Source organism: Tropicibacter sp. S64, assembly GCF_049803835.1.
Taxonomy (GTDB): domain Bacteria; phylum Pseudomonadota; class Alphaproteobacteria; order Rhodobacterales; family Rhodobacteraceae; genus Pacificoceanicola.
The window spans coordinates 219955-242544 of record NZ_JBNAGK010000003.1 but is presented as its reverse complement, the minus strand read 5'-3'; the positions used below and the strand labels follow the sequence as shown (position 1 = coordinate 242544).

The window sequence follows — 22590 nt, the reverse complement described above, 5'->3', positions numbered from 1 at the left end:
CTTAGGGCTGGATCACCGCGTCCTCGGTCACGATCAGGTCGAGCGGCTGGTCCGTGGGCTCAAGCGGCAGGTCGACTGCCTCCTGCGCCGCGAAGGCAAAGCCGATGGCCAGCGTCGGGCGCTTCGCCCGCAGCATCTCCAGCGTCCGGTCATAGAAGCCGCCGCCATACCCCAGACGCCCGCCGCCGCGCGAAAACGCCACCAGCGGTACGATCAGCACCTCTGGTTCTAAATACTCCGGCGTTGCCGGCACCCGGGCTCCGAACACGCCGTCCACCAGCTCGCAATCCGGCTCCCAGCGGGCGAACTTGAGCGGCTGACCCGCGCCGAGGATCACCGGCACGCCCACCGGGCCGTGCGCCGCCGCTTCCTCCATCGCCGCCTTCGGGTCGATCTCCGTGCGGATCGCCATGTAGCCCGAGAGCGGCACGCCGCGATACCCGGCCAGCACTTCGCTCAGCTTGCCCGCCTGCCCGGGCCGCGCCGTCAGGAATGCCTGCTTGCGCCGCGCAAAGGCCGCGGCCCGCGCCGCTTTCTTCTGCTCTTCCAACGCCATCCGTCCGTTCCTTAAAGCAGCACGACAACCGCGAGGCCAAGGAAGGCGAAGAAGCCCACCACGTCGGTCACCGTCGTCACGAAGGCCCCCGAGGCCAGCGCCGGGTCCACCCCGGCCTTTTCAAGAACCACGGGAATCACGATCCCCGCGAGCCCGGCCACGACCAGATTGATCACCATTGCGGCAGCGATAACCCCGCCAAGCGCCGGAGAGGCGAACCAGACGATCCCGACGATCCCCATGACCACCGCGAAAATCACCCCGTTGACGAGGCCCACCATGACCTCCCGCCGGATCACCCGCCAGAGGTTCGACGTCGTGAGGTCCTTCGTCGCCAGCGCCCGCACCGCCACCGTCAGGGACTGCGTCCCGGCGTTGCCGCCCATGGAGGCGACGATCGGCATCAGCACCGCCAGCGCCACCACCTGCGCGATGGCTGCCTCGAACTGCGCGATCACGCCGCTGGCGAGCACCGCCGTCACGAGGTTCACCGCCAGCCAGGGAAAGCGCCGCTTGGTGGTGTCGATGAAGTTGTCGGAGAGTGAGCTTTCCTCGCCCACACCGGCGAGGCGCAGGATGTCCTCCTCGTGCTCCTCGTCGAGCACCGCCATCGCGTCGTCGATGGTGATGACCCCCACCAGCCGCTCGTTCTCGTCCACCACCGGGGCGGAAATCAGGTGATACTGGTTGAAGGCATAGGCGACCTCACCCTCGTAACGGGTCACCGGAATGACATGGAAGGTCTCCGAGATCAGCGATTGCAGCATCACCTCGCGCCGCGCCGCCATGACTTTGCCAAGCGCGACATTGCCCACCGGGCGCAGCTTTGGATCGACCAGGATGATGTGGTAGAACTGCTCCGGCAGGTCGTCGGAGTTGCGCATGTAATCAATGGCTTCGCCCACGTTCCAGTGCTCGGGGGCCATCACCACCTCGCGCTGCATCAGGCGACCGGCGGAGAACTCCGGGTAGGTCAGCGATTGCTGCACCGCTACCCGGTCGCTGTCCTCCAGAACCTCGAGGATCGCTTCCTTCTGCGGATCGTCCAGATCCTCCAGCAGGTCGACCACATCGTCGGAATCCAGCTCCCGGACCGCGTCCGCCAGAACCTCGGGATTGAGGATGCGAATGACTTCCTCGCGGATCGATTCGTCGAGTTCGGTCAGGATCTCGCCGTCGAATTCCTTGCCGTAGAGCTTGATCAGCCGCATCCGGTCGAAGGCGTTGATCTGCTCGAGCATGTCGGCGATGTCGGCCTGATGCAGCGGTTCGAGCAGTTCGACCAGCTTGTCGCGGTCGTCTATGTCGACGGCATAGAGGATCTGCGCGACGGCCTTGCGGTCCAGCGCATAAGCATCGTCGTCATCGGTTTCGGCTTCAGGGGTGTGGGCTTCGGTCTCGTCCAGCATCCCGGCCTCCTGTTGATCTTGTTCTTGGGACCGGCGACGGCCCGCCCGGTGATTTGGCTCTAAACTAGGGCAAGGTTTCGGGGAGAAACAGGGCAAAGCGGCAATTTACCTTTGGGTTTTCCAGCCCTACTCTGCCCGTCGCCCAAACCGGAGGCCGCTCATGTCATCGCCCACCCTGCACCTTGGCCAGACCCTGCGTTTCGAAGGCGATCCCTTCGTTCTCGGACCCGAGGCGGCGGTGCACGAGCAAAGAGGAGCGGTTCTGGTTGCGGACGGGCGGATCGCCGATGTCGGCACCGCCGAGGCGCTGACTGCGCGCCACCCGCAGGCGGCGCGGGTGGACCATGGCGCGGGGCTGATCCTGCCCGGCTTCATCGACGCGCACGCGCATTACCCGCAGACCGCGATGATTGCGAGCTGGGGCAAACGGCTGATCGACTGGCTGAACAGCTACACCTTTCCGGAGGAAATGCGTTTTGCCGATCCGGCCTATGCCGCTGAAATTTCGGGGCGATACCTCGACATCCTGCTGGCGAACGGCACCACCTCCGTCTGTTCCTACTGCACCATCCATCCTGGCTCCGTCGAGGCACTGTTTACCGCCGCCGAAGCGCGGGGCATGCGGGTCTTCGCGGGCAAGACCTGCATGGACCGCCCCGGGACCACTCCGGACGGTCTGCGCGACACGGCGCAGTCGGCCTATGACGACAGCAAGACGCTGCTGACGCGCTGGCACCGGCGCGGGCGGGCGTCTTATGTGATCACACCGCGCTTCTCCCCCACCTCGACCCCGGAGCAACTGGAAGTGCTGGGAGCACTCTGGGCCGAACACCCGGACTGCCTGATGCAAACGCACCTGTCGGAGCAGACCGACGAAATCGCATGGGTCAAGTCGCTCTACCCGCAGGCGCGGGATTATCTCGACACCTACGAGGTTTATGGGCTGCTGGGCGAGCGCGGCCTCTACGGCCACGCCATCCACCTCGAGCCGCGCGAAAAGGACCGGCTGCGCGAGGTGGGCGCGGCACTGATCCACTGTCCAACGTCCAACACCTTCATCGGCTCGGGCCTGTTTGACATGGCCGGCCTGAAAGCCACGGGCCTGAGCGTCGGCCTCGCCACGGACACCGGGGGAGGCTCGTCCTTCTCCATGCTGCGCACCATGGCAGCAGCCTACGAGATCGGGCAACTCCGGGGCACGCCCCTGCACCCGTCGCAGCTGATCTGGCTGGCGACACAAGGCTCGGCGCAGGCCTTGCACGCGGCCGACCGGATCGGCGACCTCGCTGTCGGCATGGAAGCCGACCTGACCGTGCTCGACCTCGCCTCCACCCCCGCCATCGCCCAACGCAGCGCCGTGGCGCAGGACCTGTGGGAAGCGCTCTTTCCGACGATCATGATGGGCGACGACCGCGCCATTGCGGCAACCGTCGTCGCGGGGCGAATGGTTCAGGGCTGAGGAGTTTCGGGGGCGCTGGTGCGCCCCGACGGGGAGTGCACGTCTGCGGCGCACGCGGGGCTGGCCTGGCGGTTCAGCAGTTCGACCGGCCCAGCAGCAGCACCCAGATATCCCCGGTTGCACGGACGAGCCCGTACTCCTGAACCTCCGGTGAGAGCAGGTTTTCACGCTCGCCCGGGGAACGCGCCCAGCCGCCGAGCACTTCCGTCACGCTTGTCCCGCCCTGCGCGATGTTTTCCGCAACATGGCAAGCCTCGTAACCCTCGCGCCTGACGCGGGCCATGGTTTCGGACCCGTCGCTGCCGACATGGCCAAGGAAGCCCTGCTGCGCCATGTCCACCGCATGCGCCATGGCCGCCTGTTCCAATGCCGTGGACGGAACAACCGGACCCAGCCCGTTTTCCGACCGGATACCGTTCAGCAACTGCCGCACCTGCTGAGCCGCCACGTCCAATGGCAGCAACACCAGCATCAGGCACAGCGTCAATGCAGGTCCTGCGCGCATTCTTGTCCTCTAGATCGTCTCGGCCAGCCGCAAGGCTAGGCGATTCTGCTTAACAATTGCCTCAGAAAGGTCGAACGTCGCGATCTGAAAATCGCGAACCACCGGACGCCCCTCAACCAGAAGGTGCCGCACGCGGCGCGGGCCGGCAAGCAGAATCGCGGCCTTGTCCCAGCTTCCGGCGGCCTCGATGCCGCTGACATCCCAGAGCGCGAGATCCGCACGTTTCCCCACTGTGATCTGCCCGCAATCGGGCCGCCCAAGCACCTCGGCGCCGCCCCGCGTCGCGATCCAAAGCGCCTCGCGCGCACTCATGGCATCGGCCCCGCGCGACACCCTTTGCAGCAGCATCGCCTGCCGGGCCTCGTCGATCAGCAAACCGGCGTCGTTGGAGGCCGATCCGTCGACGCCGAGGCCCACCTTGACCCCCGCATCACGCATCTGCCGCACCGGCGCTATGCCGCTGCCAAGCCGGCAGTTGGAGCAGGGGCAGTGCGCCACGCCGGTTCCGCTTTTCGAAAACAGATCAATCTCTTGCGCGTCGAGTTTCACGCAATGGGCGTGCCAGACATCGTCCCCGGTCCAGCCCAGGTCCTCGGCGTATTGCCCCGGGCGGCAGCCGAACTGCGCCTCCGAATAGGCGATGTCCTCGTCATTCTCGGCAAGGTGCGTGTGCAGCATCACGCCCTTGTCCCGCGCCAGCAAAGCCGCGTCCCGCATCAACTCCCGGCTGACCGAAAACGGCGAACAGGGGGCGACGCCGACCCGCACCATCGCGCCCTCCCGCGCATCGTGGAAGCGGTCGATCACGCGGATACAGTCCTCGAGGATCGCCGCCTCCTTTTCCACCAAAGAATCCGGCGGCAGGCCCCCGTCCGACTCCCCGATGCTCATCGCGCCGCGCGTCGGATGGAAGCGCAGACCGACCTCGTGAGCGGCATGGATCGTGTCATCGAGACTCGCGCCCCCCGGGTAAAGATACAAATGATCGGAACTCATGGAGCAGCCCGACAGCGCCAGTTCCGCCAGCCCTATCTGTGCCGAGACATACATCTCTTCCGGGCCAAACCGCGCCCAGATCGGATAAAGCGTCTTCAGCCAGCCGAACAGCAGCGCGTCCTGCCCCCCCGGGACAGCGCGCGTCAGGGTCTGGTAGAGATGGTGATGGGTGTTCACGAGGCCCGGCGTGACAACGCATTCGGAGGCTTCGATCACCGCGCCGCTGCTTTCGAGCCCGCGTCCGATTTCGGCGATCTTGCCGTCCTTCACCCGGATATCGACGCCGGACAACTCCTGTCCCGCGTCGTTCATGGTCAGCACAGTCTGTGCGTTCTTGACAAGGATTTCAGACATATAATCTCTCTCCTGACCCTTTTCGAGAGAGAGAGACCTCCGGGGCGCCGGAAAAGGGAAGTACGCACCCCGGGGCCAGTTTATCCCGATGCGTTCAGCAATTCCAGCGCCGCGGCATGCACCGCCGGATTCGCCGCCGCCAGGGCCCGCCCGCCGCCATGCGCCGGACCGCCCTGCCAGTCGGTCACGAGACCGCCCGCCGCCTCGATCACCGCGATGGGGGCCTGGATGTCGTAGGCGTTCAACCCGGCCTCGATCACGAGATCAATCTGCCCGGCCGCGAGCAGCGCGTAGGCGTAGCAGTCCATGCCATAGCGCGTCAGCTTTGCGCGCGCCGACACGCGCCGGAACGCGGCGGCGTCCTCCGCCGTACCGACCTCCGGGAAGGTGGTGAAAAGGATTGCATCTTCAATGGCTTGCGTCTGGCGCGCCCGCAAGGGTCCGGTGCCTCGCGGCCCGGTCCAGACCGCTTGGCCCAGCCCGCCGGTGAACCGCTCGCCGGTGTAGGGCTGGTCGATCACGCCAAGAACCGGGCCATGGGCGTCGGAGACGGCGATCAGCACACCCCATGTCGGCGTGCCGGAGATAAAGCCGCGCGTGCCGTCGATGGGGTCGAGCACCCAGGTCAGCCCGGAGGCCCCATCGGAAAAGCCGAATTCCTCGCCGAGGATCGCGTCCATCGGACGGCGTTCGGACAGCACCGCGCGCATCGCCTCCTCGGCGGCGCGATCGGCTACGGTCACGGGATCGAACCCGCCTTCGAGCTTGTTTTCGGATGTCAGACCCGGAATGCGAAAATGCGGCAGGATTTCCATCCCGGCCGCATCGGCAAGTGCATGAGCGGTTTCTACCAACTCACGCGCCAAGATCTCGTTCAGGGCCATCATGCTCCCTCCGGTGCTCGGATTTCACCCAGAGCTACCGCAGGGGGCGACGCGGCTCAAGCCACGTCGGACAGGACACGCGCCAGTTCGAACAGGCGGCGGCGCTGGTTCTCGGGGATCGCGTAGTAGGAGCGCACAAGGTCCAGAGCTTCCTTGTCGCCGAGGATGTCCGCCGGGACGCTCTCGGACTTGGCGGCTTCGCCCTCTTCCGCCTCGATCCCCTCGAAGAAGAAGCTGACCGGCACCACGAGGGCATCGGCGATGTCCCAAAGGCGGGATGCGCTGACGCGGTTCGCCCCGGTTTCGTACTTCTGGATTTGCTGGAACTTGATCCCAACATGTTCAGCGAGCTGTTGCTGTGTCATACCGACCAGCCACCGACGGTGGCGGATGCGCTTGCCCACATGAACGTCTACCGGATGCGCCATTTTTCAAGTCCTATTCTATTTTCGCCCGACCAACCCACCGGCACGGCAAGACAGTTAGCCCGAGGGCTGGTCCAATCGCGCCTTACACGGAATTATCCGCATTTCAGTACATCATACAACTATAACAAATCAAGAAGGAAGAACCTGCGATGATGGTAAACTTGCGCTCAATTCGCTGTTAAGTTGCATGAACCGCCGTCATATATACCTTTTGAAAACAGGTATACCCACTTGAATATATGCCCTGTATGCGGAAACTCCCCCGAAAGAAACGGAGACCTCATGCGCGCACTTTACCTCACGTCACACGATTCCCCCCCCACCCTGACGGAGCGTCCGGAACCCGTTCCGGGGCGTGGCGAGATCCGCCTGAGAATCGCTTCATGTGGTTTGAATTTTGCGGATTTATTGATGCTGAAGGGCACCTACCAGGACACGCCGCCGCTGCCCTTCATCATGGGCATGGAGGTCGCCGGGACGGTCGATGCGCTGGGGGACGGCGTGAGCGGATTCGCCCCCGGTGACCGGGTTGCCGTCTATGGCGGTCAAGGGGGCCTTGCGGAAACAGGTTGTTTTTCCGCGGACCGGGCGGTTCACCTGCCGGACTCGATGGATTTCACAACCGCAGCGGCATTTCAGATCGCCTATGGCACGAGTCACCTTGCGCTTGACCACCGGGCCCGCCTGCAACCCGGGGAGACCCTTCTGGTGCTTGGCGCTGCCGGCGGTGTCGGCCTGACGGCGGTGGAGATCGGCAAGCTGATGAGGGCGCGGGTCGTCGCCTGTGCCCGTGGCGCCGACAAGCTCCAGGTCGCCCGCCAAGCCGGCGCCGACCACCTGATCGACGCCGCCACACAGGACATCCGTGCGGAGATGAAGGCGCTCGGCGGCTGTGACGTGGTCTATGACGCTGTCGGCGGCGAGCAGTTCACCGCAGCCTTCCGCTCCTGCAAACCCGAGGGTCGCATCCTGACCATCGGCTTCGCCTCTGGCGAGGTGCCGCAGATCAAGGCGAACCACCTGCTGGTGAAGAACCTCTCGGTCATGGGCCTCTACTGGGGCGGCTACCTCGCCTTCAAACCCAAGGTCCTGACGGACTCCCTCGCGCAATTGCTCAAATGGCATGCCGAGGGCCGCCTGCATCCGCACGTCAGCCACGTCCTGCCGCTCGATCAGGCACTCGACGGCATGGAGTTGATGCGCAGCCGCAAGTCCACCGGCAAGATCGTCATCACCCTCTGAACGCACCCGTGAGGCCGGGCGCAGTGTCCTTCGAAGGACATTGCGAGACCCGCCGACGGGTCCTGGCCCGGTCCTACGCCTTGTCCTTCGCCCAGACCATGTCGATCATCGCCTGCGTGCCGCGCGAGAACTCCAGCGGACAGGGATAGTCCACGCCGTCCAGAACGCTCGCGTTGAACGCCTCGACCTGGTGGACATAGTGATTGTCCGCCGGGAAGCGCCATTCGACAGTCTCGAAACCCATCCGGTACAGCTCGATCCGCGCCTCGCCGTAGACCTGCGCATTGAATGGCGCGGTGAGCCGGATCAGCCCCTTCTCGCCGTGGAAGGTCACATCCTGCCAGGGCATCATCCGCATCGACACCACGCCGGTGTAATGGAACGACGGGAACCGCGCGGTGATGTGGCTCCACACGTCCACGCCGTTCTCGCGCTCGATCTGCGTACTCAGGATCGCTTCCGGTTCCTCGCCCGTGACAAAGCGGGTCGCGCCGTAGATATACACCCCGATGTCCGGGATCGCGCCGCCGCCGGTCTCCGGCCTGTTGCGGATGTTGCCGGTTTCCGCCCTGTTGTCATAGGAGAACGCTCCCGACACCCGCACCAGCTTGCCGATCTCGCCGCCCTGCACCAGCTCCCGCGCCTTGTGCCACTGGGGATGGTGCACGATCATGTAGGCCTCGGCGGCCAGCACGCGCTGTGCATCGCGGGCCGCGATCAGCGGATCGAAGCCTTCCGCCGTCATCGCCAGCGGCTTCTCCACCAACACGTGCTTGCCCGCCGCCACCGCCTTCAGCGCAAACGGCACATGCAGGTGATTGGGCAGCGGGATGTAGATCGCATCCACGTCCGGATCGGAGATCAGCGCCGCGTAGTCGTCGTCGGAGGGCAGCACCCGCAGCCCCGGCACCCGCTCGACGAAGGGCGCCGCCTTCTCCGCACTGGACGTCGCCAGCGCCACCAGTTCCCCGCGCCGCGCCATGTGGATCGCCGGACCCATGTGCTCGCGGGCGAACTTCGCCGCCCCCATGATGCCCCAACGCACGTGATCTGCCATTGCCTTGCCTCCCCGGATGTTACCGCTCGCACCCTGCCGCCCCGGGCCGGGGCCTGCAAGCCCCGAGACACGAAAAACCCCCGCGCCATCGCTGGCCCGGGGGTCGGGAGGGAAAACTCGTTACCAGTTCGAGGCAGCGCCCGTCACGCTTCGGTCAACAGGCCCTGCTTGGAGGCAAGCTCGCGCATCCGGTTCTGCAACTTCTCGAAGGCTCGGACCTCGATCTGCCGGATACGCTCGCGGCTCACGTCGTAGACGCTCGACAGGTCCTCCAACGTCACCGGCTGATCCGCCAGACGGCGCTGGGTCAGGATGTCCTTCTCTCGCTCGTTCAGCACTTCCATCGCTTGCACCAGCAGCGCCCGCCGCGCGTCCAGCTCGTCGCGCTCGGCATAATCGCCCGCCTGGTCGGCATCCTCGTCTTCCAGCCAGTCCTGCCATTGCATGGTGCCCTCGCCCTCGCTGCCGACGGTGGCATTGAGCGAGGCGTCGCCGCCGGACATGCGGCGGTTCATGCTGATGACCTCGTCCTCGGTCACGCCGAGGTCGGTGGCGATGCGCGCGACGTGTTCCGGACGAAGGTCACCCTCCTCCAGCGCACCGATCCGCGCCTTCGCCTTGCGCAGGTTGAAGAACAGCTTCTTCTGCGCCGAGGTCGTGCCGAGCTTCACCAGGGACCACGATCGCAGGATATATTCCTGGATCGACGCCCGGATCCACCACATGGCATAAGTGGCCAGCCGGAAACCCTTTTCCGGGTCGAAGCGCTTGACCGCCTGCATCAGGCCGACGTTCGCCTCCGAGATCACCTCCGCCTGCGGCAGGCCGTAGCCACGATAGCCCATGGCGATCTTCGCCGCGAGCCGCAGGTGCGACGTGACCATCCGGTGCGCCGCCTCGGTGTCCTCGTTCTCGACCCAGCGCTTGGCCAGCATGTATTCCTCTTCCGGTTCGAGCAGCGGGAACTTGCGGATTTCCTGCAAGTACCGGCTCAGACCCGCTTCCGGCGACGGGGCCGGCAGATTGGCATAGTTGCTCATGTTACTCTCCCTCATGGGCCGCCGAATGTTACGGCGCTTAACATCCAGATGGGAAGCCCGGTGCGGGGTTTCAACCCTTCCCGGTGTTTCCGTTAACATTTGTCACGCCGGCCCGTATCGGCCGGGGCAAGTCCTCTGCGCTGGTGCCCGATCCGGGCCGAAAAACGGTGACGTTTCCCTACCTGCGCAGTCGTTACAACGGGGTTACGCGAAAACTCCGTCGATTGATCCCATGTTTCATCGTTTTCACGGAGCTTTGCATCCTTGAAATCCATGCATACCCGTATGCGCACCATGCCAAATTGGCCAATTACCATACATCCTCGCATGACCTAAAGTCAACCATACCGACACAGCCGCCGAAAGGTCTCAAAGATGCACACGACCACCGCCCTGCCGCACAGTCCCGCTTTCGCCCTGCCCCGCACCGCCGGGGCACTCTATGTCCTCATCATCCTGTGCGGGCTGAGTGCCGAACTGCTGCTGCGCGGTCCGATCCTCGGCTCCGCCGAGACCCTCGCCGCGCATCTGCCGACCTTCCGCCTGTCGCTGCTCGCCGACCTCGCGATGATCCTTGCCGACGTTGCGTTGGCGCTGATCTTCTTCACCCTGCTCCGGCCTGTCTCCGAACCCCTCGCCCGTGCCGCGATGGTGCTGCGCCTGATGCAGGCGGCGCTGATCGCCATGGGCCTCGTGCTGCTGGCCGGGGTGCCTCTGGCGCTGGAGACACAGCCGGACACCGCCATGCTCCTCACCCGGATGCACGGGATCGGCTATGACATCGGCCTGATCTTCTTCGGGCTGAACAGCCTCATCATGGCCTGGCTTTTGTGCAAGGCGGCGGGCGTGCCGCAGGTCATCCTCGCCGGGATCGGCCTTTCGGGCCTCGTCTACATCGCGGGCGGCCTGACCCGCCTCGCCGCACCGGCGCTCACCGAACCGATGCAGATCGCCTATGTCATCCCGATGCTGTCAGAGAGCGCGCTCGCACTCTGGCTGCTGATCGCCGGACGGATCACGCGCCCCTGAGCACGGCCAGAAGGTCGGCCATATCCTCCGGCAGAGGCGCCTGGAACAGCATCGCCTCGCCGCTCACCGGATGCACGAAACCCAGTTCCGCCGCGTGCAGCGCCTGCCGGTCGAAGCCGCTCGCCGCCGCCATGGCCGCCTCGCTCAGGGCCTTCGCCGAGAGCTTGCGCCGCCCGCCGTAGACCGGATCGCCGATCAGACCGTGCCCGGCATGGGCCATGTGCACGCGGATCTGATGCGTCCGGCCAGTCTCCAGACGGCATTCGACGAGGCTGAGCGTCGGCGGGGTGCCGAAGACCTCCAGCACCCGGGCATGGGTGATCGCATGCCGCCCCTGCCCGTCGAAATACACCGCCTGCTTCTGCCGGTCGGTCTTGTGCCGGGCGAGGCCGCTTGTGATGGTGATCTCGCCACCCGCCCCCGCCGAGACGCCGCGCGTCCCGAGCAGACGCGGATCGCCCCGGTCTGGCACCCCATGCACCAGCGCCAGATAGGCCCGCTGCGCGGTGTGTTTCTCGAACTGTTTCGCCAGACCGTGATGCGCCTTGTCCGACTTCGCCACCACCAGCAGCCCGCTGGTGTCCTTGTCGATCCGGTGCACGATGCCCGGACGCTTCTCCCCACCGACGCCGGATAGATCACCATCGAAATGGTGCAGCAAAGCATTGACCAACGTGCCGTCGGGCGTGCCCGGCGCGGGATGCACCACCATGCCCGCCGGCTTGTTCACCACGATCAGCGCATCATCATCATGGACGATGTCGAGCGGGATCGCCTGCGGCGTGACGTCATACTCCTGCGCCTGAGGCACGTCGATGTCGATCACATCGCCCTCCGCCACGGCGGCCTTGGGGTTGTCCAGCACCACGCCGTCGCGCGTCACCGCCCCCTCGGCGATCAGCCGGGCCAGCCGGGTGCGCGACAGCGACGCTTCCTCTGGCACATCCCGGGCAAGCGCCTTATCAAGACGCGGCGGCGGGTTGGCCGCGATCGTGACGGAAATCTGTGCCATGCCTGCTCCTGTCGACCCCGAGGACACCTTGCCGGAACCGCCGCAGCTGCGCTTCCTGCGGCTGCTCGTGACGGTGCTCACGGCGGTGATGATCGCCGGGATCGTGCTGATCCTTGTCCTGATCTGGTCCCGCTATAGCAACGCCCGCGCCCCGCTGCCAGAGGTGATCACCCTGCCGTCCGGCGCCGTGGCCACGGCCTATACGCAAGGGTCGGACTGGTACGCGGTCGTGACGGAAGGCAATCAGATCCTGATCTTCGACAGGGCCACGGGGAAACTCAGGCAGACTTTGGAGATTGCTCCGGCGGAGTGAAAATTTTGTCGGGGCAAAATTTTGCTACGGGGGCTTTGCCCCCGGAACCCCCAGGTATTTTTGGACCAAAGAAGTCTGGGCGCTGCGCCTTTATCCGATGTAGCCGAATTGTCTGGGCAGCCAGAGGACGATGTCCGGCACGAGGATCAGCGCCAGAAGGGCGAAGAGCAGGACCGCGAGAAAGGGCAGGACTTCGCGGATGATCTCGGCCAGCGGGATCCGGGTCACGGCGTTGATGACGAAGAGCAGGATGCCGTAGGGCGGCGTGATCAGGCCGATCATGCAGTTGACCACCGCCACGACGCCGAAATGCACCAGGTCGATGCCAAGCTCGCGGCAGGCGGGCAGGAACAGCGGGATGATGACGAGGATGATCGTTGTCGCATCGAGCACGCAGCCAAGCAGCAGCAGCAGCAGGTTGACCGCCAGCAGGAACATCAGCGGCGAGACGTCGAGGCCAACGAGATAGCCCGCCATCAGGTTCGGGATGTTCTCCGACGCCACGATGTAATTGAGGATCAGCGCGCCGCCGATGACGAGGCCGACCGCCGCCGAGGAGCGGGCGCTCTCAACCAGAATTTCGTAGAAAGCCCGGAGCGAGAGAGCGCGGTAGAAGAAAGCCGCCAGCAGCAGCGCATAGAAGGCGGCGACGGCGGCGGCTTCGGTTGGGGTCGTGACGCCGCCATAGATGCCGTAGAGCAGGATCGCCGGCATGAGCAGCGCCGGGAAGGCGCGGACAGTGAGCTGCGGCAGTTCCGTCAGCGGCACCGGGTCCTCGGTGCCGAATTGCCGGATATGCGAGAGCCACCAGTTCATCCCCATGAGCACCACGCCCATGAACAGCCCCGGCATGATGCCACCGAGGAAGAGGTAGCCGATGGAGGTGTTGGACACGAGGGCATAAAGCACCATCGGGATCGACGGCGGGATGATCGGGCCGATGGTCGCGGAGGCGGCGGTGATCGCGGCGGCATAGCCGCGCGTGTAATGGCCGGACTTGACCATCATCTCGATGATGATCTTGCCGATGCCCGCCGCATCCGCCACCGCCGAACCACTCATCCCCGAGAAGATCAGCGAGGCGACCACGTTGACGTGGCCCAGCCCGCCCTTGAACCGGCCCACCAGACCGATGCAGAAGCGCAAGAGCCGGTCGGAAATCGTCCCGGCGTTCATGATATTCGCCGCGACGATGAACAGCGGCACGGCGAGCAGGATGAAGCTCTGGTAGAGCCCGTCCATCAGCACCTTGCCCGCGAGGCCGATGCTCTGGCCCGCCATGAACAGGTAGACGAAGGACGACAGCAGGATCGAATAGGCGATCGGCGTGCCGATGGCCGCAAGGCCGACCAGCGCGATCAGGCAGAGGGTGAATTCGAGGCTCATTTCTCCGTCCCCTCGCCCGGCTGGTCGAAATCGTGCAGGTCAGTTTCGGCACCGAACCGCGCCGCATGAAAGGCGCGATACGCATAGCGCAGCGACACCGCGACGAGGAAGAAGGCGTAGACCGAATAGATGTCGCGCATCCGGATCCAGTCTCCGAAAACCGCCGAGAGCGTGGCCGTCTTCTTTAGCCGCAGCACGTAGAACTTCTCCCAGGTCGGCCCCAGCGACCACAGCAGCCCGGCGCAGATCAGCACCCCGGCCACCACCGCGAACCCCTTGCGCAGGGCTGGATTCACCGACAGGTAAAGCAGATCGAAGGTCACGTGATCGCGCTCGCGCACGATGGTCGCATTGCCCCAGAACACGATCCAGACCCAAAGCAAGAGGCAGAATTCCAGCGTCCAGCCATAGCGCGAGGGATCGAACAGCGGCACCGCCTCCGCGATCCACTCCAGCCGCGCGGTATAGCGCACCGCCACCTGGAGGATGAACGTGCCGAACATCAGCGCCATCATCAGCGCGGCGAACCCTTCGGCCACCGCCTTTGCCCCGTGTATCGCCTTTTGCATGCCCGCCTCCGATTGCGAAGAAGGCCCCGGGACCGGGGCCTTCAGCGGTCGATGAGGTCCCGGGTCAGGCCCGGGACAGCGTTCCGTCAGTTGCCGAGCGCGTTGATCTTCTCGAGCACACCTTCAGGCCAGCTGGCCGCGAATTCGGAACCGACATATTCGTTCTGCACATGCTCGCGGAACGCCTTCAGGTCCGGCTCGTAGATCTCCAGACCCTGCTCCTTGAGGAAGGAGACCAGATCTTCTTCCTTGGCCAGCTGCTTCTCCCGCCCGGACTGCGCGGCATCATCCGCAGCCTTCTGCACCGCGGCCTGCTGCTCGGCGGTCAGCTTGTCCCAGACCTCCTTCGAGAAGGCGATGTAGTTCAGGTCGACGAGGTGCGAGGTCAACGCGATCTGCTTGGTCACCTCGTAGAACTTCGCGTCCACCACCGTCGGCAGCGGGTTGTCCTGACCATCGACGGAGCCCGTCGACAGCGCCGTGTAGACCTCGGTGAAGGACATCGGCGTCGGGTTCGCGCCAAGCGCCTTGCCGAGGAACTGCCACGCATCCGAACCCGGCATCCGCAGGTTCACACCGGCCAGATCCGCCGGGGTCATCACCGTCAGCTCCTCCTTGGACTGGCGCAGGTTCACGTGACGGCGGCCGAGGTACATCACCGACAGCAGCTTCACGCCCAGCTCGTCCTCGACCTTCTGCTTGAACGGGTCCATCAGCGGATCATTGAACACACGGACCTGGTGCGCCGCGTCCTGATGCACATAACCCGTTGCGAAGATGGAGAACTCCGGGAAGAACGTCGCCAGTTCCTGCGCCGAGGCGATGGACATTTCGAGGTCCCCGGAGGCAATCGCCTCCAGCTCGGAACCCTGCGCGATCAGCGATCCGTTGTAATGCGGCTCGTAGGTGGCGAACTCGGCCACGGCGGGGCCGAAGACCTCGGCGAGCGCGACGGAACGCTGGTCGGTCTCGGAGGCCGGGGTGGACATGCGCAGGGTGATCTTCTCCTGCGCAAAGGCGCCGCCCGTCAGCGAAGCGGAGAGCGCGAGCGCGCTGAGCGAGGCCAGCGCGAGGCGGCGGGTGATGGTCGTCATGATGTCTCCTCCCAGAGAGCAGGTTTTGCCGATCTTGTCGTCGGCGGTTTGGGTATGCCGACCCGCAGGCTAGCAAGCGAAATCCAGGGACGCAACGGCGCTCGGGAGCGTCTGCCCGCCAACCCGGCCTCCCCGGTCAGCGTCGCGCCACGGGCCGTGCGAAATCTGGTATACCATTATGCGTCGACCCGCGTCTTGGCAACCCGCGCGGACGCCGCGGCCCGTAGGCTTGCCGATGTTTTCCCGTCAAATCCCCCGCAGGCAGGCGCAGACTCAGCCCAGCAGCGCCCGGGCCTGCCGGAACGACAACAGCCGCCGGCTCTCTTCGTCCCACAGGTGCAGCCGCGCATTGGCGAAACTCTCGGCGACCGTCATCCGGTTGCTGTCTTCCAGCACCTTGTGGTCCCGCAGCACCTCGGTCAGCCGATAGAACGGAATCCGGCTGTACAGGTGGTGTACATGGTGAATGCCGATATTGCCGCTCAGCCACTGCAGCGCCTTCGGCAGGACGTAATGGGACGATCCTTCCAGCGCCGCTTCGTGCAATTGCCAGTCGTGCTCCTGCTCCCAATGCGTCGTCTCGAACTGGTGCTGCACGTAGAACAGCCAGACCCCGACCGTCGCCGCGAGCAGCGTCGAGGGCACGAAGATGTACAGGATCGGAGCCCAGCCGCCGACCCACCAGATCGCCGCCAGCAAGGTCAGCAGCGCCGCGTTGGTCAGCATCGCGCTGATCCAGTACCGCCGCCCGTCCATCAGCCCGTAGGGCACCCGGTTCTGCACGAAAAAGATGTAACCCGGCCCCAGGCAGAACAGCACCAGCGGGCTGCGGTAGACCCGGTACATCAGCCGCGCCATCGGCGAGAGCGCCCGGTATTCCGCCACGGTCAGCGTGTGAATGTCGCCGAGCCCGCGCCGCCCGAGGTTGCCCGCGCCGCTGTGGTGGATCGAATGCGACCGCCGCCAGACATCGTAGGGCGTCAGCGTCACCACGCCGAGCACCCGCCCGAGCCAGTCGCCAAGCGCCCGGCTGCTGAAGAACGCGCCGTGTCCGCAATCGTGCTGAATGATGAACAACCGCAGCAGGAATCCCGAAATCGGCACCGAAAGCAGGACGCTGAGCACCGGACTCACCGCCAGAGCGGCCCAGGCGAGCGCCCAGAGTCCGAGGAACGGCACGAGCGTCACCGCCAGTTCGAAGGCGCTCCGGCCCGGTTTCGGATCGCGATAGGCCGCGAGGATCTTGACCCAGTCCTTTGCCGAGCGGAGCTGCGGCACCGGGCGCGTTGTCTCAGTTGTATCGAGCATCTGCCTGCTTTTAGTCGTTGTCAGCGGTCCTCATAGCCCAGGAACCCCGTTCCGCAAACGATCCATTTGGATAAGCGCAAACGAAATGTCCAATCGGCGGATATGCCGCAGGTGCCCGCTCCGGCGCCGCACCGGCTCGCCGCCGAGTCTGGAGCAAAACCTTTAAGGATGCCTTTCCCTCCGCCGGAAACCCGCGCGATCCCAGCTCCGTGCGACCCGGTCCCGAGCCTCCGAAAACCCGTCCGAAGCCTCTGCTGGCCGCTCCGATACACCGCCGCAGGTGGAGCTTCCGGCCCGAACACGATCCCGCACCCCGCTTTCTTCTCTTTGAAAATACTCAAAAATAACGGGCCTCCTGGCCCGTTCCGCGGGCCGCAGGCCCGCGCTGGTCGCCCTGCGCCAGCAGGGCGAAACACCTCGATCCCGCGCCTTGCCCCGCCTCACGCGCCCCAGCCACCCGCGCCATCGGGATCGCGCAGCCCGTGCAGCCGACGCGCCGCGTGATGCGCGAACTTGCGCACCATCTTCGTGCGTCGCGCCGCCGCCAGCTTCGCCTCCGGTGCCATCCGCACCACTTCCGCGCCGTATCCGTCCGCAAGGATCAACCCGGTCTCCTCCGGCAAGAGCTCCACCGGAAAATCGCCATCCACCGCCCAGAAAAAGCGGTCGCAATAGGGCAGATATCCCTGCCACTTGCCGTCGCCCATGTAATCGGCCCGGCACGATTTGCACTCGACGACCCACAATTCTCCCTTCGGGCCAAGCGCCATGACGTCAACCCGGAGACCGCGCTCCGGAACGAACTCCTCGATCACCGCAAAGCCGAGACTGGCAAGATGACGGCACACACCCCGCGCCAGAAGCTGGCCGGGCATCAGGGACGGGGGCATGGACACAGGCGAAACCATGCCCAAATCTTATGAACATTCCGTGAACAAACGCAAGCCCTGCGCGCAAGCACCTTTCAAACCCCTGAATTTCCCTTACCTTCCCCCGCAGACAGCGAAGAGGACCCCATGGCCAAACCCCATCTGACCCGCAGCGAGGCGCGCGGCGTGCGCCATGCCCGCGAACTCGAAGGCCATCTGACCTGGCTCGACAGCTTCTCCGGCACCGCGCTCGGCGTGCTCTCCGTCGCCTCGGGCATCTACACCTACCTCGGCGTCTCCTCGCTGCTCGACCAGAACGGGGCCATGTCGGTCTTTGCCGCCATCGCCTATTCGGTCGCTGTCTCCGTCGGCATCTTCGTCTTCTGGTCCTACCTCATGCGGCTCTTCCCCGCCGTGCGCACCACCCGCTCCCGCATGGGCCTTCTCGGCGCCATGGGCCTCGGCTCCCTCGCCATCATCGCCATGTCGAGCTGGCTCAACGCCGCCGCCCTCGCCGGCTCCGCCGCCGTCGAGCAGCACCTCGCCGAGACCGTGCAGGACTACCAGGCCTCGCTCGAACGCGCCCATGAGATCGCCCTCTCCGGGCAGGCGCTCGAACGCGACGTCGCCCGCGTGCGCCAATCCTTCGAGGATCTCTCCGAGCAGGAGGCCGCGGGCAGCCTTTCCGGTCTTGCCGGGCGTGGCGCGGTGTTCCGGGTCCTGCGCCAGAAATCCGCCGAGCTTTCCGCGCTCGAAACCCAGATCGCCGCCCAGACCCCGCTCGTCGAAAGCGCCTTTACCGAAGGCAACACCATCCTCAGCCGCATGCGCGCCCTCACCGTCGAACAAGGCCCGGTCGAGGCCCGCTCCGTCGAATTCTCCGAAGCCGCCGTGCGCCTGCAGGGCCTCATCACCCAGCTCCGCCAACTCTCCGTCGCGCAGCTGGTCGAACGCGCCGCGCAGGACCTCTCCGCCTCCGTTGTCCTGCCGGAACTCGACGGCCGCACCGACGCGAACCGCGCCGATCAGACCTCCACCATCAACTCCGTCCTCGACGTGCTCGCCGCCCGCGCCACGACCCTTGCCCAGGCGGCGCAGGCGGTCGGCTCCCTGACGCCCCCGGCGGAAGTCACCTACACGCCTATCTCCTCTGCCGACGCGGTCATCCTCTACGCCCGCAACTTCGTTCCCTCCTGGGCCGGGGCCATTGCCATCGACCTCTTGCCCGGCGTCCTCGTCCTGATCCTCGCCATCACCCATGGTGCCATCCGCGAAGGCCGTGAGGGCGCCGCGATCGAGGACACCCTGACCCTTGCCGAACTGCGCGCCGCCGTCACCGCGCTGCGCGATGTCGAAGGGGCGCTGGACGAGCGGCCCGAGGCCCACCTCCCGGAGCCACCGGCCCCCGAGACCGTCGCCACGCCCCGTCCCGAGACCGCGCCGAAGGACCCGAAGGACAACGTCTCACCGCTCAAGAGCACGCCGACATGAAGGCTTCCACCGTCGCCCGCACCCTTTCCGCCGTGCTGGTCTTTCAGCTTGGCATCGGGGCCTTCCTGGTGATTTCGGACATGCAATCCGGCGGCTTCCGCCTCCCCGGCCTCACCAGTCCGACCGCCCCGCGCCTCACCGAACCCGTGCGCCCCGGCGACCAGACCCGCCGCTTCAACCCGGGCCGCGACCGCCCGGCCGTCCGCCCCGCGCGCGATCCGGGCGAGTTGCCGGAGCGCCTGACCCTCACCTTCGAGAACCGCGCATACCGCCTCGAAGGCGGCATCGCGCCGGACGACGCCCCCCGCATCATCGCACAGCTGGAGAAAGCCGATCCGCCCGTCGACACCCTCGTCGTGCAATCCCCAGGTGGCTCGGTCCGCGACGCGCTCGACATCGGTCGCCACCTGCGCAGCGCCGGCATCGCCACGCGCATGCTTCCCGGCGAGTACTGCTTCTCCGCCTGCCCCTACCTGCTGGCGGGGGGCATCACCCGCGACATCCCCGACGACGCCGCCGTCGGCGTCCACCAACATTCCTTCGGCGAAAACACCCTCCTGCCCGCCTTCCTCGCCGTCGAGGACATCCAGCGCGGGCAGGCGGAGGTCATGGACTACCTCGACGCCATGGGCATCGACCCCCGCGTCATGCGCCACGCCCTCGCCACGCCCGCCGACGAGATCTACATCCTGCTGCCCGAGGAACTCACCCGCTACGGCTTCACGCAAAATTCCACGCAGTAACCCCTTGCCAGAGCCGCGCCCCGCGCCTACCTCTGGCACTGGCGGGTTCTGCCCTTCCTGTGAACCGATCCATTCCGGTGGCCTTAAGCAAATCCGAGGGAGCTGGCTCTGGCGAGACCGTGGTCTCGTTACCTGGCGCCCACCTGTATATACAGGTCCTCGGGAATGCACGATCTCCACGTTTGCGGTGGTTCCCGTCAGAGTTTGCGCAGGCAAAGTCTGACCGTGCGCGTGCATCCCTTTCCACACGCCGCCATATCGCTTACATCACCCGCCAGCCCAACAAAAAACGCGGCTCCCTCCCGGAAACCGCGCCCTGACCGTGAGCAGACTTTTGGTCCAAAAATCTCCTCACCCCTTCCGCCGCAACACATCCCGCTTCGGCCGGGCCGGCACCGCCACGGGCACCGCCTGCCGCACCACATCGCGCCTTCCCCCGGCGGGCGGCTCGCCCTCACCCATGCGCATCACCGCAATGCCGAACTGCACACCCGCAAAGACGATCCCGTTGAACACCCAGAGCATCACAACCGCGACCATTCCGCCCGGGCTATGCGTCACCAGATGCCACAACCCCGCCACATCGAGCCAGAGCAGCGCGCCCACGAAAAGCGCCGACAGCCCGAAGCCGGCAATCACCTGACGAATATACAGCTTGATCAGTTCCGGCATGGCAGTGCCTCCAACACATTCCGATACTCGAATAATAATCCACCGCAGCAGGAAAGCAAGACCGCCTGTTGCCGCAGGCTAGTTGACTCAACTTTGTTGACTCAACCAGTGCATCATGAGAAAGTTGAGTCAACGCCCCTTCTCGGAGAGATTCCTAAAATGACGGTGATACTATGGATGAACTTGATTGGCTCTGGCGCAGTGTTTATTGCTAGCGCACTGGCGCTTCTTTACTTCTACGGATGGCTATAAAACTTGACAGAACTGAGTTCTGAACAAACTGCTGGCCTTTCCTTTGGCCAACTAGTCAGGAAATTGCGCCGCGAACGCGGCTGGACTCTGAGTGACCTCGCTGATCGCGTGTACGGCAACAAATCTCGAAAGGAGATGGTTTCTCGCATTGAAAATTCCAAAGTCGAAAACCCGACTAGGGAAACACGTATCGCATACGCCAAAGCTTTCGAAATTTCGCCAACAGTTACACTTGAAGCAAGCACTGAGCCGTTGCTCACGCTCACCCTCGCCCAATTCGAGGCCAAACAACGCGACCTCCGCGACGAGATCACCGCCCAACTCGAACAGGCCCACGCCGAGGACCGGGCCAAACTCCAAGCCCAGCTTGACGAAGTCAACGCCCGCCTCGCCGAGCCGCAAAAGGCCCTCATTGCCGCCAACATACGCATTAAAGACCTGCAGGACCGCCTTTCCCGCGAAGCCTACCGCTTCGACCCGGAGCGCATCGAAGAGGCCAGAGCCGCCCTTGCGGACCTCGACTATTCCAAGGCCGAAGAGCTTTTCGCGCAGGTCAGCGCCGACGCAGGGATCGCTATCCAAGCTGCCGCGCGCGCCGAATTTGGCCTTGGAGAGATCGCCGAAGCCCGCGTCGACTGGGCCAAAGCCGCAGAGCATTACCGCCGCGCGGCGGAGCTGGATACAAGCTTTGAGACGCTTGCCAAAGCTGTTGAGTTCACATGGCATGCTGGCGAATACGCACTTGCCTTGCCGTTTTCAGAACTCGCTCTGAAGCGAGCCCAAACGGATACGAAGGAACACTTTGCATCCGCCCTCAACGATCACGCCAACTTGCTAGCGTCCATGGGCCGCTATGACGAGGCGGAGCCGCTCTGCCGCCAAGCCATCGCCATCGACAAGGCCACGCTGGGCGAGAGCCATCCGGACTATGCCAGAGACCTGAACAACCTCGCGGGTCTGCTCCGCGACATGGGCCGCTATGACGAGGCGGAGCCGCTCTGCCGCCAAGCCATCGCCATCGACAAGGCCACGCTGGGCGAGAGCCATCCGGACTATGCCAGAGACCTGAACAACCTCGCGGACCTGCTCCGCGCCATGGGCCGCTATGACGAGGCGGAGCCGCTCTGCCGCCAAGCCATCGCCATCGACAAGGCCACGCTGGGCGAGAGCCATCCGGACTATGCCAGAGACCTGAACAACCTCGCGGACCTGCTCCGCGCCATGGGCCGCTATGACGAGGCGGAGCCGCTCTGCCGCCAAGCCATCGCCATCGACAAGGCCACGCTGGGCGAGAGCCATCCGGACTATGCCAGAGACCTGAACAACCTCGCGGACCTGCTCCGCGCCATGGGCCGCTATGACGAGGCGGAGCCGCTCTGCCGCCAAGCCATCGCCATCGACAAGGCCACGCTGGGCGAGAGCCATCCGGACTATGCCAGAGACCTGAACAACCTCGCGGACCTGCTCCGCGACATGGGCCGCTATGACGAGGCGGAGCCGCTCTGCCGCCAAGCCATCGCCATCGACAAGGCCACGCTGGGCGAGAGCCATCCGGACTACGCCACCGACCTGAACAACCTCGCGGTGCTTTATGCCAACATGGCGCGTTTCGATGCGGCGATCCCGCTTATTGAGGAGGCGTTGCGCATTCGCGAGGCCGCTCTTCCTGCCGCGCATCCCGACCTTCAACAAACCCGGGAAAGCCTGGCCAACATGAAGGCTGCGATGGCCGGAGCCGAGTAGGGTGGGTTTCCATCTCATCCCCCAAAATTAACCAAATAATCCGCAGATTTCCGTTTTCGGCCTCCGCCGGGGCGGTCCCGGAGGGCAATCCGTACGAAACTCGGCTCTTTTTGTACCAAACAGCAAAAAAGGCCCCCGCAGAGGCCCCGATCGCGCACCCTAATCTGTACGAAAAAACC

22 protein-coding genes and 1 pseudogene are annotated in these 22590 nt (G+C 65.1%); 8 read left to right on the top strand and 15 right to left on the bottom strand.

Annotation, left to right across the window (positions count from 1 at the left end; all coding sequences use genetic code 11):
* Position 1: 1 nt before the first annotated feature.
* A complete protein-coding gene (locus ACP159_RS06865; RefSeq protein ID WP_425098911.1) occupies positions 2-556 on the bottom strand; it encodes a 5-formyltetrahydrofolate cyclo-ligase in 555 nt (184 codons plus the stop codon).
* 11 nt (positions 557-567) lie between these two features.
* Positions 568-1965 carry a magnesium transporter gene (gene mgtE / locus ACP159_RS06860; protein ID WP_425098910.1) on the bottom strand — a complete coding sequence of 466 codons (1398 nt, stop codon included), beginning with the start codon at positions 1963-1965 and terminating at the stop codon, positions 568-570.
* Between the two features lie 160 nt (positions 1966-2125).
* Here mgtE and guaD point away from each other — a divergent pair, with 160 nt between their 5' ends.
* Positions 2126-3424, top strand: coding sequence for a guanine deaminase (gene guaD / locus ACP159_RS06855; RefSeq protein ID WP_425098909.1), 1299 nt, complete (start codon positions 2126-2128; stop codon positions 3422-3424).
* A 73-nt stretch (positions 3425-3497) separates the two neighbouring features.
* Here the strand turns inward: guaD and ACP159_RS06850 are convergent, their stop codons facing one another.
* The 4 genes from ACP159_RS06850 to ACP159_RS06835 form a co-directional block, all read right to left on the bottom strand.
* Entirely contained in the window at positions 3498-3929 is a 432-nt protein-coding gene (locus ACP159_RS06850; protein WP_425098908.1) for a CAP domain-containing protein, read from the bottom strand.
* A 9-nt stretch (positions 3930-3938) separates the two neighbouring features.
* Complete coding sequence (locus ACP159_RS06845) at positions 3939-5279, bottom strand: 8-oxoguanine deaminase (protein ID WP_425098907.1); 1341 nt, start codon at positions 5277-5279, stop codon at positions 3939-3941.
* Positions 5280-5359: 80 nt separating this feature from the next.
* On the bottom strand, positions 5360-6166 hold the full coding sequence (gene hisN, locus ACP159_RS06840; RefSeq protein ID WP_425098906.1) for a histidinol-phosphatase: 807 nt from the start codon (positions 6164-6166) through the stop codon (positions 5360-5362).
* A 53-nt stretch (positions 6167-6219) separates the two neighbouring features.
* On the bottom strand, positions 6220-6591 hold the full coding sequence (locus ACP159_RS06835) for a helix-turn-helix domain-containing protein (RefSeq protein ID WP_425098905.1): 372 nt from the start codon (positions 6589-6591) through the stop codon (positions 6220-6222).
* Positions 6592-6873: 282 nt separating this feature from the next.
* On the opposite strand from ACP159_RS06835, the gene ACP159_RS06830 reads away from it, so the two are divergent.
* The gene (locus ACP159_RS06830) at positions 6874-7833 is read left to right on the top strand and encodes an NADPH:quinone oxidoreductase family protein (protein WP_425098904.1); all 960 of its coding nucleotides are present in this window, start codon (positions 6874-6876) and stop codon (positions 7831-7833) included.
* Positions 7834-7906: 73 nt separating this feature from the next.
* Here ACP159_RS06830 and ACP159_RS06825 read toward each other — a convergent pair whose 3' ends face one another.
* Positions 7907-8890 (bottom strand): Gfo/Idh/MocA family protein, encoded by a 984-nt coding sequence (locus ACP159_RS06825; RefSeq protein ID WP_425098903.1) that lies wholly within the window; start codon positions 8888-8890, stop codon positions 7907-7909.
* A 143-nt stretch (positions 8891-9033) separates the two neighbouring features.
* The gene (rpoH, locus tag ACP159_RS06820) at positions 9034-9930 is read right to left on the bottom strand and encodes an RNA polymerase sigma factor RpoH (RefSeq protein WP_425098902.1); all 897 of its coding nucleotides are present in this window, start codon (positions 9928-9930) and stop codon (positions 9034-9036) included.
* Positions 9931-10305: 375 nt separating this feature from the next.
* Here rpoH and ACP159_RS06815 point away from each other — a divergent pair, with 375 nt between their 5' ends.
* Positions 10306-10959 carry a DUF4386 domain-containing protein gene (locus tag ACP159_RS06815; RefSeq protein WP_425098901.1) on the top strand — a complete coding sequence of 218 codons (654 nt, stop codon included), beginning with the start codon at positions 10306-10308 and terminating at the stop codon, positions 10957-10959.
* Here the strand turns inward: ACP159_RS06815 and ACP159_RS06810 are convergent.
* The gene (locus tag ACP159_RS06810) at positions 10946-11971 is read right to left on the bottom strand and encodes a pseudouridine synthase (protein WP_425098900.1); all 1026 of its coding nucleotides are present in this window, start codon (positions 11969-11971) and stop codon (positions 10946-10948) included. The two genes, ACP159_RS06815 and ACP159_RS06810, sit on opposite strands and share 14 nt — an antisense overlap.
* On the opposite strand from ACP159_RS06810, the gene ACP159_RS06805 reads away from it, so the two are divergent.
* Positions 11970-12284: a DUF6476 family protein gene (locus ACP159_RS06805; RefSeq protein WP_425098899.1), complete on the top strand. Its 315-nt coding sequence runs from the start codon at positions 11970-11972 to the stop codon at positions 12282-12284. The genes ACP159_RS06810 and ACP159_RS06805 overlap by 2 nt on opposite strands.
* A 90-nt stretch (positions 12285-12374) precedes the next feature.
* On the opposite strand, the gene ACP159_RS06800 is transcribed toward ACP159_RS06805, so the two are convergent.
* The 5 genes from ACP159_RS06800 to ACP159_RS06780 form a co-directional block, all read right to left on the bottom strand.
* Entirely contained in the window at positions 12375-13670 is a 1296-nt protein-coding gene (locus ACP159_RS06800) for a TRAP transporter large permease (RefSeq protein ID WP_425098898.1), read from the bottom strand.
* On the bottom strand, positions 13667-14239 hold the full coding sequence (locus ACP159_RS06795; RefSeq protein ID WP_425098897.1) for a TRAP transporter small permease: 573 nt from the start codon (positions 14237-14239) through the stop codon (positions 13667-13669). Before ACP159_RS06795 ends, ACP159_RS06800 begins: the two co-directional genes overlap by 4 nt.
* 86 nt (positions 14240-14325) lie before the next feature.
* The gene (dctP, locus tag ACP159_RS06790; RefSeq protein ID WP_425098896.1) at positions 14326-15333 is read right to left on the bottom strand and encodes a TRAP transporter substrate-binding protein DctP; all 1008 of its coding nucleotides are present in this window, start codon (positions 15331-15333) and stop codon (positions 14326-14328) included.
* 273 nt (positions 15334-15606) lie between these two features.
* Positions 15607-16641 carry a fatty acid desaturase gene (locus ACP159_RS06785; RefSeq protein ID WP_425098895.1) on the bottom strand — a complete coding sequence of 345 codons (1035 nt, stop codon included), beginning with the start codon at positions 16639-16641 and terminating at the stop codon, positions 15607-15609.
* 440 nt (positions 16642-17081) lie between these two features.
* Positions 17082-17531 carry an MmcB family DNA repair protein gene (locus tag ACP159_RS06780; RefSeq protein WP_425098894.1) on the bottom strand — a complete coding sequence of 150 codons (450 nt, stop codon included), beginning with the start codon at positions 17529-17531 and terminating at the stop codon, positions 17082-17084.
* 126 nt (positions 17532-17657) lie between these two features.
* Between ACP159_RS06780 and ACP159_RS06775 the strand changes: the two genes are divergently transcribed.
* Positions 17658-19001 carry a hypothetical protein gene (locus tag ACP159_RS06775; protein ID WP_425098893.1) on the top strand — a complete coding sequence of 448 codons (1344 nt, stop codon included), beginning with the start codon at positions 17658-17660 and terminating at the stop codon, positions 18999-19001.
* Positions 18998-19744, top strand: coding sequence for a hypothetical protein (locus tag ACP159_RS06770; RefSeq protein WP_425098892.1), 747 nt, complete (start codon positions 18998-19000; stop codon positions 19742-19744). The genes ACP159_RS06775 and ACP159_RS06770 overlap by 4 nt, the downstream gene beginning before the upstream one ends.
* A gap of 351 nt (positions 19745-20095) precedes the next feature.
* On the opposite strand, the gene ACP159_RS06765 is transcribed toward ACP159_RS06770, so the two are convergent.
* Complete coding sequence (locus ACP159_RS06765) at positions 20096-20416, bottom strand: hypothetical protein (RefSeq protein ID WP_425098891.1); 321 nt, start codon at positions 20414-20416, stop codon at positions 20096-20098.
* Between the two features lie 255 nt (positions 20417-20671).
* On the opposite strand from ACP159_RS06765, the pseudogene ACP159_RS06760 reads away from it, so the two are divergent.
* Positions 20672-20881 (top strand): annotated as a pseudogene (locus ACP159_RS06760) (helix-turn-helix domain-containing protein); the annotation flags it as partial.
* Between the two features lie 39 nt (positions 20882-20920).
* Entirely contained in the window at positions 20921-22411 is a 1491-nt protein-coding gene (locus ACP159_RS06755; protein WP_425099046.1) for a tetratricopeptide repeat protein, read from the top strand.
* The last annotated feature ends 179 nt before the right edge of the window (positions 22412-22590 follow it).